Origin of the sequence: Nocardia yamanashiensis (genome assembly GCF_021183565.1) — a bacterium.
Lineage (GTDB): Bacteria > Actinomycetota > Actinomycetes > Mycobacteriales > Mycobacteriaceae > Nocardia > Nocardia yamanashiensis.
Genome location: NZ_CP089226.1, coordinates 78841 through 91983, shown reverse-complemented (window position 1 = coordinate 91983; position 13143 = coordinate 78841). Strand labels below are relative to the sequence as shown.

The following is a 13143-nucleotide window of genomic DNA, read 5'->3' as shown; positions in this document are numbered from 1 at the left end:
GTCACCCGAATCGAGTGTCAGGTTCCGCCCGGCCGCGCGGTCAGATGACCGTCACCCGTGAGCAACCGGCTCCGGGGACGGCTATCGGAGAGATATGGGCATGGAGATTCCCCGGATCACCCACGGATTCGCCACGGTCGGCGAGGTACGGGTCTTCTACCGGGAGGCGGGGCCCGCGGATGGGTTGCCGCTGTTGTTACTGCACGGCTTTCCGAGCGCTTCACACCAGTTCAGGCGGTTGATGGATGCACTGGGCACCCGATTCCGGTTGATCGCGCCCGACTATCCGGGGTTCGGCCACACCGAGGCGCCCGCCGATTTCGAGTACTCGTTCGATCGGCTGTCCGAGGTCGTCGAAGGGTTCGTGACGGCGCTCGGGCTGCGGCGGTTCGTGTTGTACGCCTTCGATTTCGGCGGGCCGGTGGGGTTGCGGCTGGCGGCGCGGCGGCCGGAAGCGGTCGCGGGGCTGATCGTGCAGAACGCCAACGCCTACGCGGAAGGGCTGTCGGAGCTGGCGCGGGAGACCATCGGGGCGCCGGCCGAAGCGCTCGGCGACCTGTTCACGCTGCCGGTCACGCGGAGTCAATACGAAGGCGGGACAACCGATCCCGGCTCGATCTCGCCGGACGGCTGGACTTTGGACCAGCATTTCCTCGAGCTGCCAGGGCGTAAGGAGGCACAGCTGGCGCTGGCTTTGGACTACCGCTCGAACGTCGCCCGCTATCCGGAGTGGCAGGCCTGGCTGCGGGCGCAGCAGCCGCCCACGCTGATCCTGTGGGGCCGCAACGACGCCTTCTTCCCGGAGGCCGGGGCGCGGGCGTACCTGCGGGATCTGCCCGCCGCCGAACTGCACCTGTTCGAGACGGGCCATTTCGCATTGGAAGAGAAGCTGCCGGAGATCGCGCCGCTGATCGCCGGATTCATGGCAAGGGTCGGCTCGATGAAGCTCGCGGTGATCGGCGCGTCCGGCAATCTCGGCAGTCTGGTGGTGGCCGAGGCGCGGTCTCGCGGCCACGCGGTGACCGCGCTGGACAGTACGGATGTGGATGTGACCGACGCCGTTTCGATCGAGAAGGCGGTGAGCGGGCACGACGCGGTCGTGGTCGCGGTGAAGGGGCCCGATCATCTGGTGCCGCGCGCGGCGGCAGCCCTGCTGGAAGCGCTGCCGGCGGCGGGCGTGCGGCGGCTGGTGTTCCTCGGCGGCGGCGGCAGCCTGCTGTCCGAGGACGGGACGCCGTTCGTCGAATCCCCGCATTTCCCGGCGCAATACCTGGAGACCGCCCTCGACCAGTCCGAGGCGCTGCGCCTGCTGCGTGCCGCCGACGGGGTGGTCGACTGGTCCTATGCCAGCCCGCCGCCGGTGCAGCTGATTCCGGGCGCGAAGACCGGCGGCTATCGGGCCGAGGCCCGGGACACTCCGCTCACCGATGCGGCGGGTGAAAGCCGGATCAGCACCGGCGATTACGCGGCCGCGATCATCGACACCGTGGAGCGCGGGACGTTCGTGCGCGAACGCTTCACCGCCGCGACCATCGACTGAGCGGCGGCGGCGTCACCGTGGGTTCCGGTGACGCCGCCCGCGCGCGGCCGCCCCCGAATCCGGGGGTGGAGGAATTTGGGGGACGGTGAATGCGGCCGGAGTCGCCCGCGAGCGGGACCGTGGTGCTTAGACTCACGGGCCAGATGAAAGCGTTTCGTTTCAGTTTGTTGGGCGGTTGTGCCATGAGGTCTTGGATCGCGGTGGCGTTGGCGGTCGTGGCTTCCACGATCGGGGCCGGGCCGGTGACGGCCGCACCCGCCGCAGGCAAAGCGCTTGTGGTGCTCGGGGATTCGTTCAGCGCCAACCAATGGGTGGTGGATTCGCAGGCGGTGGAATGCCGGCACGGGGAGACTTCCTGGCCGACCCGGCTGAGCCGCCTGATGGAGGTGGCGGACAGCGCCGACTATCTCGATCTGTCCTGCCCGGGGGCCGCGCTCGACACCCCGCCGAGCCATACCGCCGCGTGGGAGGCCAAGCAGGCCGACGAGAAGGGCGCGTTCGGGCCGCGAACCAAGGTGGTGGCCTTGCAGTTCGGGCTCAACGATCGCTGGGGCAGCAACGAGGCGACGCTGTGGTACGCACTGCAGCAGTGCGTGCTGGATCTGGTCCGCGGGTGCGGGGCGGATGCCGCGGTGCCGAGCCGGAGCATGGATGCCGGCGACATCACCCCGGAGCGGTATGCCGAGCGGCTGCGGAACGTGATCACGTATGTGAAGTACTACGCGCCGAACGCCCGCATCGTGCTGGTCGGCTATCCGGAACTGTTCCGCGCCGGACAGGATGCGGTGTGCTTCAGCGCTTTCGGCGTGCTGCGGTTCGTGCAGCCGCGCGGGCAGGCGGCCATCGATTCGGTGAATCGGCTCGATCAGGCGCAGCGGGCGGCGGCGCGGCTGCTGGGCGTGGAGTTCTTCGACGCCCGGGCGGCGACCGCGGGCCACGGGCTGTGCTCGGAGCAGTCGTGGATCAACGACTATCAGGATCCGCGCGATCCGGGCGCGATCCCGTTCCATCCGTCCGCGCGCAGCGACGAAGTCGTGGCGAACGGGATCCACGCGCAGGCCGGCCGCTGACAATCCAGCGACCGGCCGTTCACGCCCCTGCCCGGGCAGTTCACCGCAAATAGGCTTCGATGGCTCGCACCGACGCGCCGATCCCGTCCTCCGCGTCGATGAGCGCGCCCAGCCGAGCGGCATTGGCGCGCAAGGCCGGATCGGTGACGGCGGCGCGCAGCGCGTCGGCGAGCGCGTCGGCGGTCAGCTCCCGCAACGGAATCGTCCTGGGACTGACCCCGAGGTCGAGCAGCCGCTGCGCCCAGTACGGCTGATCGACGCCGCCGGGTATGGCGACGGCCGGTACGCCCGCGCGCAGACCGGCCGCGGTGGTGCCCGCACCGCAGTGGTGGACCACGGCGGCCATGCGCGGGAACAGCCAGTCGTGCGGCACGCTGTCGACGGTCAGTACGTCGGCATTCTCGACATCCAGCTTCAGCCAGCCCGATTGGACGATGCCGCGCACGCCTGCCAGCCGCAATGCCTCGGCGACCACGGCCGACAGGTCCTCGCGCTGATCGGCCCCGTCGGTGGTGCTGCCGAATCCGATGAAGACCGGCGGCGGCCCGGCCGCCAGGAAATCCACCAGTTCGGCGGACGGCTCCCAGCCCAGCGGGCGCGGCGTCCACCAGTAGCCCGCGACCATCCGGTCCGGCGGCCATTCCGGCGGCAATTGCATGACGTGCGTCGAAAAGCCGTGCAGCACGAACTTTTCGGACTCCCGGAACCGTTCCTCGAGTTCCCGGGTGGAGATCGCGGGCAGTCCCAGTTCGCGCCGCACCGCGTGCCCGGCCTCGGCGGCTCCGGGATGCATCGGCCCGTTCCCGAAGTCGCCGGTGGGAAAGAACCGCAACCCGATGACCGGTATGCCCTTGAATTCGGCGAGCGAGTAGCTCGCGAGCTCCACCGCCATACCGGTCAGCAGGGCGTCGGCGGGTTGATCGCGGACCGCCTCGATCACGCCCTTGCTGAGCACCCGCAGCGTGTACGCGAAGTCCTGCGAGGCCGTCTCGTGCAGTATCGGATTGTCCGGATCGAACTCGAAACCCGAAGCCATGTACAGGTATTCGAGCCCGCACCCGGTGACCAGGCTCTCGAAGAGCGGGTGCGCGGCGAAGGCGACCTCGTGCCCCGCCGCCTGCAAGCCGACCCCGAGCCCGACCAGCGGTGCGACATCCCCGTGGGTGCCGACGGCGATCATGATCAGTCGCATCGGCTATCCCCTGCCGAGCGCGGCCATATGGGCTTCGATGGCCTTGACCGCGGCCCCCGCACCGTCCTCCTGTGCGATGGCCGCCCCCAGCCGCGCCGCATTGGCCCGGTAGGAATCGTCCTCGGTGAGCGCCCGCAGCGTGCCGACCAGGTGATCGGCGGTCATCTTGCGAAGCGAAATGGTGCCCGGACTCACCCCGTGATCGATCAGCCGCTGCGCCCAGAACCCCTGATCCGCCTGCCCCGGCACCCCGGCCGCCGGAATCCCCGCCCGCAGACTCGCCGAGGCGGTCCCGGCCCCCGCGTGATGGATGGCCGCCGAGATGCGCGGGAACAACCAGTCGTACGGCACGGTGCCGATATTGAGCACGTCGTCCCCGGCGATATCGAGTTCCAGCCACCCGGATTGCACCACCGCCCGGCCGCCGAAACGCCGCAGCGCCGTATTCACGATGGCCGACATCTCCTCCCGTTTACCGGATCGCGCGGTGGTGCTGCCGAATCCGATGAAGACCGGCGCCGGTCCGGCGGCCAGGAAATCGACGAGTTCGGCGGGCGGCTCCCAATCGGCGGGCCGGGGCGGCCACCAGTAGCCGGTGACCAGCTCATTGCGCCGCCAATCGTGCGGGCGCGGTGACACGGCGGGCGAATAACCGTGCAGGATAAGCCAATCCGCCGCGTCCCGCCGCCGCCGCAGTTCCCGCACCGGCGCTTTCGGCAGTCCCAGATCGCGGCGCAGATCGGCGATGATATTGCGGAAGATGAAGTCGTAGAGCCCGGCTCCGGCATCGGCGATCCGCCGATTGCCCCAGCTGCCGAGCGACCGCGCGCCCCCGCACAGCGCCGGCTGGAACTCCGCCGTCGCCGAGGTCGGGGCCAGCCGCATGCCGATCGCCGGAATCCCCTTCGCTTCGGCCAGCGCGTGTCCGGCCGCCTCCGACATGGGTGTGATCAGCAGCGCGTCGGCGGGTTCGTCGATGAGCGCCTCGATCACGGTCTCGTTGAGGAACCGCTGCCCGCTCGGCCGCGCGAGGGTCTTGGCGCGTTCGTGGTGCAGGAAGTTCGGGTCGGCCGGATCGATCTCCAAGTCCGCGCCCATGACGCGCAGTTCGAGGCCCGCGTCCAGGACCATCTCCTTGTAGATGCAGTGCGCCGCCATGACGACCTCGTGACCCGAATCCCGCAGCCGCAGTGCGACATCCAGCAGCGGCGCGAAATCCCCGCGAGTGCCGATGGGGGCGATGACGAATCTGCTCATCCGATTTCTCCGCTCAGGCGTGCTTCGATGGCCTTGACCGCCTGACCCGCACCGTCTTCCAGGGCGATGGCGGCGGCGAGCCGGGTGGCGTTGTGGCGCAGGGTTGCATCGGTGGTGACGCGCTGGAGCGCGGATGCCAGCCGCCCCGCCGACAGTTTCGGATGCGGGATGGTGGCGGCGCTGACCCCGAGGTCGAGCAGCCGCTGCGCCCAGAACGGCTGATCGGAGTACAGCGGCACCCCGATGGCGGGCACGCCGGCGCGCAATCCGGCCGCGGTGGTGCCCGCGCCGCAGTGATGGACGACGGCCGCCGTCCGCGGGAACAGCCACTCGTGCGGTACATCGCCGATGGTCAGCACGTCGTCGCCGCTGACATCCAGTCGCAGCCAACCGGATTGGACGATGCCGCGCACCCCGGACCGGCGCAGCGCCTCCCCCACCAGCGCCGAGATCTCGGCGCTGCGGGTGGCGCTGTCGACGACGCTGCCGAAGCCGATGAAGACCGGCGGCGGCCCGGCGGCGAGGAAGTCGAGGAGTTCCGCGGGCGGCTCCCAGGCGATGGGCTGCGGCGGCCACCAATAGCCGGTCACCTCCAGTCCCGGTCGCCAGTCGGCCGGCCGGGGCACCACGGCGGTCGAAAACCCGTGCAGGATCAGCCATTGCGCGTCGGTCCGGCGTCGCCGCAGTTCCCGGACGGAGGCCGCGGGCAGCCCCAGTTCCTTCCGGAACGCCGCGACCGGCCCCGCGTAGAACCGGTCGAGTACCCAGCCCCCGATATCGGCGGCCAGCCGATTGCCGACCGGCCCGAACGAGCGCGGCCCCAGGGCGCTGGGCGGGTGCGCACGGGTCGCGGACATGGGCTGAAAACGTAAGCCGATGGCCGGAATCCCCTTGGCCTCGGCCAGCTGGAACCCGGCGAGTTCGGTGAGCTGGCCCAGCAGCAGCGCATCGGCGGGTTCGTCGCGCAGCGCCGCGATCATCCCCTCCCCCATGGCCCGCACCCCGCTGGGCGAACCGAAGGTCCATTCCATCTTGCGTTTGTCGGTGATGTCGGCGCTGGTCATATCGAAGTCGAGATTCGTTGCCATGGACCGGAATTCGAGACCGGCGCCGGTGATCAGCTCGGCGAACATCTCGTGCGCGGCCACCACCACTTCGTGCCCGGCATCGCGCAGTCCGGCGCCGAGTCCCAGCAGCGGCGCGATATCACCGCGGCTGCCGATGGCGGCAATGATCAGTCTGCTCAAGACAGCTCCACCGTCTCGAGAATGGCCAGCCAGCGCGTGACGATCGCGTCCACGCGTTCCGCCCCCAGCGCCCCCTCGGGCGAATGCACCGAATAGTGCACCTGGTCGGTCCCTTCCGGCTTGCTCGCGCCCAGGAACATGCTCAGGTCGAACATGGTCAGCCGCGCCTGTTCCCGCGAGTGCGCATCCGGAATCCACACGCCCAGATCGCCGAGGAAGTTGAAGTAGAACTTCGGGAAGTTGAATTGCACGAACTCCGGCCAGCTTTCGGGGTGATGCCAGCACAGCAGCGTGAAATCCTCCGGATGCTCCGGGTATCCGGCGATGGCGTCCCGCAGCCGCGCCGCCAGGTCGCCGTCGAAAGGCCGCACCAGCCACGGATAGTCGTCGGAGAGCCAGGCCACGGTGCGCGCCAGATCGGTGCCGGGCCGCAGGCGGCTGTAGCGCCCGTGCTTCTGTACCTGGATGGGCCGCGCCACCCCGGTCACGTCCTCGATGGCCAAACCCAGTGCGACGAGCAGGATCCGGGTGTAGGTGGCGTCGAAAGCGGTCGGCAGCGCCGTGAAAAGGCGTTCCGCCAGCGGCCCGTCGATCACCCCGTCGATATGCGCCGCCGCCGGAGTCGCCGCGCGCACCGGCAGATTGGGTTCGCTGTCGGTGCTGCCGAGCCAGTACCCGAGCTCCCCCGCCCGGCTGGGCGCGAGCTCGTCCAGGAAGGCCGCCCATTCCGAGCCGGTGGTGGCTTCGGGTTGCAGCGAGATCGGTTCGCCCGCGGCCCATTGCGCGGTGTAGGTGGCCACGTCGTCCCACAGCACCCACATGGCCACGCCGTCGATGGCGATGTGATGGGCGGTGAGCAGCAGAATGCTCACGTCGTAGGAGCGGGTGAACAGCACCGCCGTCACGATCTTGCCGGCGGCCGGGTTCAGGCGCAGATTGTTCTTCGCCCCCTCCTCCTCCATCAGGGCCACCAGCTGCTCCGGTTCGAGCCCCTCGATGGAGATCTCCCGCACATCGACGCGCTCGAGGTCGACGATCCCGCCGGACGCGGCCTCGATCAGGCAACCCGCGGCTTCCCCGTAGCTGTAGCGGCTGCGCAGGGATTCGTGATTGTCGATGATCGCGTTGACCATCGCCCGCGCGTCGTCCAGGCTCATGGCCACCGGCACCGGGCAGGGAATGGTGATCCCGAAGACGTCGGGGTTGGAATCCCAGACGAGGAATCGCTTGGCGGCGGCGGTGAGCCGCCCGGGACGCAGTGCTGTCATGTCTGTCCTGCTCTATCGGTGGTGCGGCCGGTCAGACCGCGGTGATATTGACGGGCCGCCGGTCCGGCACCAGCGCGTTGTCGAGCGCGGTCACGGCCCCGGCGGTGAGTTCCTGGATGCGCCCGGCCCGCCACAGTTCGAGGGGCGTGTGCGCGCCGAAGTAGGCACTGGCCAGCTCGACCGGCCCGACCCGCACATCGGGCGGGGTGCCCGCCGGGACCGGTTCCCAGCGACCCTCCCCCGCAGTGACGTCCAGCCCGAACAGCCCCGAACCCATGCCGTAGGGATCGGTCACCTCGATGACGCCGTGGAAGTCGGCCCGGTAGGCGCGGCGTTCGAAAGCCTTGGGCGCGTTCAGGATGAACATGCGCAGCTCGGCCCCGACCCCGGTCACGGCGGTGACGCGCGGGTCCTCGAAGAGCAGCGGGGTCGGGTCGTCGAGCGCGGTCTCGAGCTGGATCTCCGCGTATTCGGTGTGCCCGAGCAGGCAGCGCAGCAGTTCGCGATGCGCGGCGGCGGTGACGGCGCAGAAGTCGCGCACCCGCACCACGTCCCCGATCAGGTCGTAGAGCACGTAGCCGTCCGGGTGCACGATGACGAAGGATTCGTCGTCGAAGGTCGCCGCCCAGAAATGCGCGCTGCGATCCAAGGCCCCGGGCGTGCCGCGCTGCCAGCGTTCGTAGATCTCGCGGATCAGCGGCCGTGCCGCACCCGGCCGCGACTCCCGGCACCAGCCCGAATCATCGGCCCCCGCCAGGAGTTTCGCGCGCCGCCGGTCGATGCGCAGCGAACGGGTGTGCGCGGCCGGGCCCGCGTAGCCGTAGTGCGCGCCCGGTCCCGGCGCGCCGCCGAACACGTCGGCGTCGAATTCCCGTGCGATGTACAGAGTTTCGGCCTGCAGCCGGGCGTAGATGCCGCGCTTCTGATGCGTCGGCGCGATCAGCCCCTGTGCGCACACCGCCGCCCGCAGCTGCCCGCCGCCGGGCGCGGTGATCCGCATGCGCAGCACCGCCAGGCTGCCGACCAGGAACGGCGCGTCCGGATCCGAGATGTCTTCGGCCACCGCGATATCGGAGAGCCGGAACTGCCGCCGCCAGCTCGCGACGTCCTTGGCGCGAATGCCGCCGAAGGCCCGGTCGTAGGCATCGTGCAGGGCGTCCCAGTCGTCCTCGCGCGCCCGCCGGACGTGCAAGCCGTCCATCGATACGCTCTCCCAGCGGGCCATCAGGTCCACGGTGGTCATACGCCAACACCTTTCGTCGTGAGTGAATCGGCGTGGAAGCGCACCTTTTCCAGCGCGGTGAGGATGTCCTCGACCTCGGTGCGCGCCCCGAGCAGCACACTGTGATGCAGCAGCAGGGTGTGGTCGCGGTAGTGATCGGCCGCCGGGAAGGCGCGTCCGGCCGCCCGTTCGACGGCGGGGTTCCAGAAGCGGGCGAAGCGCGGTTTGGTGTGCGGGCGCAGCAGTTCGCTGCGATGCAACGGCACTCGCGGCGGATAGACCTTGACGCCCAGTTCGGCGGTCAGTGCGGCGGCCACCGCTTCGATCGATGCCCCGCCGAAAGTGCCCGCCCGGAACCGGATTCCGTACTCGTACACCGCGCGCCGATCCACCGCGGCGGGCACCGGGATCGGGCTCAGCCCCGGGATGGCGGCCAGCCCGGCCTCCAGTTCAGCCGCGCGCAGTGCGCGGTGTTCGTGCTGGGCGTCGAGCCGGGGCAGCTGATCGAGGAGCACCGCCGCGGTCAGTTCCGGCATGCAGTAGTTCGCGCCCATGATGTCGCCGCGTTCGACCAGCTCGTACTCACCCGGCGCGGGATCGTGCTCGGTGTAGCCGCGAGAGTCCGCGCGCAGCAACAGCATCCGCTGATACAGCTGCCTGCGGTCGGTGATGACCGCGCCGCCCTCACCGCCCGCGAGGGTCTTGGCCGCGCCGAGACTGAACACCCCGGCATTGCCGAAGGTGCCGACCATCCGCCCCGCCCACCGGGTGCCGTGCGCCTGCGAGCAGTCCTCGATGAGCGGGATGCCCTCGGTGCAGGTGGCGGCCAGCACCTCGTCCAGCTCGACCGCGGTGCAGGCCAGATGCACCGCGATCACCGCGCGGGTGCGGGCGGTCACCGCCGCACGAATCGATTCGCCGGTGACGCAACCGGATTCGGCGTCCACGTCCACCAGCACCGGCACCGCGCCGACCCGCAGCACCGCGGTGGCGGGCGCGACCCAGGTGAGCGCCGGCACGATCACCTCGTCGCCGGGTCCGATACCGAGCGCCTCCAGGGTGATCACCAGCGCGCTGGAGCCGTGGTCCACGCTCACCCCGTACGCGGCCCCGTTGTAGCGCGCGAAAGCCTCGCCGAACAGTCGTTCCCGGGATTTCCCGCCGCGCGGGCTGTACCAGCTGACCGACCAGCGATCCGAGCGCAGCGCCGCGAGCACGGCCTGTTCGGTGTGTTCGTCGTGCTGCGGCCAGCGCGGCCACGCCGCCGTCCGCACCGGCTGCCCGCCGTCCATCGCCAGCATGATCGTCACCCCGCCGCCGGGAGCGCCGCCGGCCGCCGCGCCAGCAGGTCGAGGGCGGCGCGAATCTCGCCGTGGGACACCGGAACCAGCGGCAGCTCCCCGGTCATGGCCGGTCGCCCGAGCGCCCGCAGCAGCACGAACGGGACGCTGTCCGCCCGCGGCTCCAGATAGCCCTTCTTGTTGTCGTCGGCGATCACCCGCAGCACGTCGTCCGCGTGCACCGCAGCCGGCAGACGCGGATCCACGCCCAGCCCGGTCACGATCTCGTAGTGGGTGCGCACCGCGTCCTCGGACAGCCAGCCGCGCGCGTGCGAGATATGCGCCGCCACCAGCATTCCCAGTGCGATGGCCACCCCGTGCGGCAGCCCCTCCGCACCCCGCGCCCGATGGTCGCACAGCTCGATGGCGTGCCCGGTGGTGTGCCCGTACTCCAGCACCAACCCGGCCCGCCGCTCGAAAGTGTCGTCCCGGGTGACCGCCGATTTGGCGTCGATGCTGGCGTCCAGGAGCCATGCCAGCGCCCGCGGCGCACCCAGGTCACCGCCGGAGATGACCGCGCGCAGCCCCGCGATCGATTCCGGCCGAATGGCCAGGCAATTCTTCGCCATTTCGCACAGCCCGGAACGCAATTCGCGAATCGGGAGGCTGGTGAAGAAACGCACATCGGTATACACGGCAGCCGGCGCGTAATAGGTGCCGAGACCGTTCTTGCCGACCGGACTGTTTATCGCCTGTTTCAGCGACAGCACCGAATCCATGGCGGCGATGGTGGTGGTCGGCACGTGCACCAGGCGCACGCCGCGAAAGAGCAGACCGGCCATCACACCGGCCAGATTGCCCGGCACGCCGCCGCCGAAGGACACCACCACCGACCGCCGGGTGGCCCCGGCCGCCAGTGCCGCTTCGAGGTGTTCCGCCAGGCAGGACAGGGTTTTCATGGATTCCCCGGCGGGGTGGCTGAGCACCACGGTCCGGGTCCGCTCGCCCCATCGCGCCAGCACCCCGGAGTACAGCGCGCGGACCTGATCGTCGGTCACCACAACCAGCAGATCCGCACCCAGCCCGGCCAGCCCGTCGGCGATTTCACCGACGCAGTCGGCACCGAAGAAATAGGGAAACGATCGGTCACCGATTCGAATGGTGCGCGAATGCAATCCCGAGCGTTCCGGCCACGTTGAATTCACACAGCAAGAATCGAATGCGCAGGCGCACGGGGCAACCGCTCGGATACCCCAGTCATGACCTCACCCAGGGCCCGGTACCACCGTCCGGAACGCCGGGCCCGGCGGTACCACCGGCAGTGGTGGTGCGAGATTCGGCACACCGTGGGAAGTGTCGAACCGGCGGACAGAACCACCCCCGGTGCTTATCCTGGCGAAAGATCTTGCGAGAAGGGAGATCCGTTGGTAGACAGCACCGTTGGCGGCGACACTCACGCCGTCCTGCGCGCACCGACGCTGGCCGAGTTCGTTCGCGAACGCCGGTCCCGGCCCACCGGCCGCCATCCGGCCGGGCTGACCCGCAAGGAACTCGCCGAGGCCACGCACGCCAGCCTCGGCTATATCGCGAAGATCGAGCAGGGTGAGGCGCTCAATCCCAGTGCCGCCATTCTGGATTCGCTCGCCACCGTGCTGGAGCTGGACACCGCGGCCCGGGTGCACCTGTATCACCTGGCGCAGCAACGTCCTGCGGCGGCGGTGCCGCCATTGCGCGCGCCCGACAGCGCCATTCGCGCCACCTTGGACGCGCTGCAACCGCATCTGGCGGCGGCGCTGGACAACGGCTGGCGGATCATCGACCACAACAACGCTTTCGGCGACGCGCTACCCGGCCTGACGCCAGGCAGTCATGTGCTGCGCTGGATGTTCACCGATCCGCGCGCCCGCATCGTGGTCGAGGAATGGGAACGCGAGGCCACCCTGCTGGTCGGCCGGTTCCGCTCCTACGCCGCCATGGCGTCCGGCCGCGACGAGGCCGAAGCGGTGCTGCGAGATCTGGAGCGCCAGCCCGACTTCCGGCGCATGTGGGCCGCCGGGCACGTCCATCTGGGCCGGCCCGACCCGGACTTCGCGCTCCGGGATCCGCGCACCGCAACGGTTTTCGAGGTGCGCGTCCAGCGCTACCGCGGCACCGCGCCCGGTCCCGCCCACCAGCTCTTCATCGGCCTGACCGGCCCCGCCTCAGCCGGGTAGGTCGGCCAGGAACTTCCGCAGCAACGCGTTGACCTGTTCCGGATGCGTGAGGTTCGGCGTCATGGCCGCCCCGATGATGGTGTGCGTCTCGACCGGCCCGCCGAATGCCGCCGCCAATTGGTCGGTTTCGAAGGGCCGCGCGGAATGATCGCTGTCGCCGCGGATCACCAGCGCCGGGCAGGTGATCTCCCCCAGCAGCTCCACCACCGAATCCCGGTTGATGGAGCATTCGGCCGCCATCCGCGTCCGCTCCCGATCGCCGGTCAGCCATTTGTCCCGCCACGGCTGCTGATCCTGCGCGGTCCCGCCGATCATCAGCGAGGCCACCATGCGCGCCGTCGCCGCGAACGGCGTGCCGATCGTCCAGGCATCGATCACCTCGGTGTAGCCCACCCGGCGCTGCGCGTCCATGGCGACGGCGGTGGCACTGAGCGTGATCACCCCCTCCACCCGCGGCCGCGCCAGCAACGCCATCCGCAGCGCCGTGAACGCCCCGTGCGAAACCCCGCCCACCACCACCTTTTCCAGCCCCAGCTCGTCCACCACCGCCCAGGCGTCGCGCGCCAGGTCCCAGTAACTGAACGGCCCCCCGTCGTCCCGGCTGGCCCCGTGCCCCCGCGAATCGATGGTGATCACCCGATACTCCGGCGCCAGCCCCGCCACCTGCGCCGCGAACATCTCCTGATCCATGAACAGGCAGTGCCCCAGCACTATCGCCCGTTCCCCGCCCCCGCTATCGCTGTAACTGACCTGCACGCCCCCGCGCGTGACGAACGGCATCTACCAACTCTCCAGTGTCGCTTGCGGACCCCCACGCTATCTGAAAACGAAAGCTTCCACATGACACCATTATT

General features: G+C 69.9%; 11 protein-coding genes. 3 read left to right on the top strand and 8 right to left on the bottom strand.

The window, feature by feature from the left end:
- Positions 1–100 precede the first annotated feature (100 nt).
- Positions 101–1540, top strand: a complete 1440-nt coding sequence (locus LTV02_RS00465) for an alpha/beta fold hydrolase (protein ID WP_233036855.1) — start codon at positions 101–103, stop codon at positions 1538–1540.
- A 182-nt stretch (positions 1541–1722) separates the two neighbouring features.
- Complete coding sequence (locus LTV02_RS00460) at positions 1723–2610, top strand: SGNH/GDSL hydrolase family protein (RefSeq protein WP_233036853.1); 888 nt, start codon at positions 1723–1725, stop codon at positions 2608–2610.
- Positions 2611–2650: 40 nt separating this feature from the next.
- On the opposite strand, the gene LTV02_RS00455 is transcribed toward LTV02_RS00460, so the two are convergent.
- The 7 genes from LTV02_RS00455 to LTV02_RS00425 are packed head-to-tail and all read right to left on the bottom strand — an operon-like array spanning position 2651 to position 11281.
- Positions 2651–3802 (bottom strand): glycosyltransferase, encoded by a 1152-nt coding sequence (locus LTV02_RS00455; RefSeq protein WP_233036851.1) that lies wholly within the window; start codon positions 3800–3802, stop codon positions 2651–2653.
- A gap of 3 nt (positions 3803–3805) precedes the next feature.
- On the bottom strand, positions 3806–5059 hold the full coding sequence (locus LTV02_RS00450; protein WP_233036849.1) for a glycosyltransferase: 1254 nt from the start codon (positions 5057–5059) through the stop codon (positions 3806–3808).
- The gene (locus tag LTV02_RS00445) at positions 5056–6306 is read right to left on the bottom strand and encodes a glycosyltransferase (protein ID WP_233036847.1); all 1251 of its coding nucleotides are present in this window, start codon (positions 6304–6306) and stop codon (positions 5056–5058) included. The genes LTV02_RS00450 and LTV02_RS00445 overlap by 4 nt, the downstream gene beginning before the upstream one ends.
- Positions 6303–7574 carry a condensation domain-containing protein gene (locus tag LTV02_RS00440; protein WP_233036845.1) on the bottom strand — a complete coding sequence of 424 codons (1272 nt, stop codon included), beginning with the start codon at positions 7572–7574 and terminating at the stop codon, positions 6303–6305. The genes LTV02_RS00445 and LTV02_RS00440 overlap by 4 nt, the downstream gene beginning before the upstream one ends.
- A gap of 31 nt (positions 7575–7605) precedes the next feature.
- Entirely contained in the window at positions 7606–8817 is a 1212-nt protein-coding gene (locus tag LTV02_RS00435; protein ID WP_233036843.1) for a GNAT family N-acetyltransferase, read from the bottom strand.
- Positions 8814–10097, bottom strand: coding sequence for a DegT/DnrJ/EryC1/StrS family aminotransferase (locus LTV02_RS00430; protein WP_233036841.1), 1284 nt, complete (start codon positions 10095–10097; stop codon positions 8814–8816). The genes LTV02_RS00435 and LTV02_RS00430 overlap by 4 nt, the downstream gene beginning before the upstream one ends.
- A 5-nt stretch (positions 10098–10102) precedes the next feature.
- Positions 10103–11281: a 2-deoxy-scyllo-inosose synthase gene (locus tag LTV02_RS00425; RefSeq protein ID WP_233036839.1), complete on the bottom strand. Its 1179-nt coding sequence runs from the start codon at positions 11279–11281 to the stop codon at positions 10103–10105.
- A gap of 219 nt (positions 11282–11500) precedes the next feature.
- On the opposite strand from LTV02_RS00425, the gene LTV02_RS00420 reads away from it, so the two are divergent.
- Positions 11501–12289 carry a helix-turn-helix transcriptional regulator gene (locus tag LTV02_RS00420; protein WP_233036837.1) on the top strand — a complete coding sequence of 263 codons (789 nt, stop codon included), beginning with the start codon at positions 11501–11503 and terminating at the stop codon, positions 12287–12289.
- Here the strand turns inward: LTV02_RS00420 and LTV02_RS00415 are convergent.
- Entirely contained in the window at positions 12278–13069 is a 792-nt protein-coding gene (locus tag LTV02_RS00415; protein WP_233036827.1) for an alpha/beta fold hydrolase, read from the bottom strand. The two genes, LTV02_RS00420 and LTV02_RS00415, sit on opposite strands and share 12 nt — an antisense overlap.
- Positions 13070–13143: the final 74 nt, after the last annotated feature.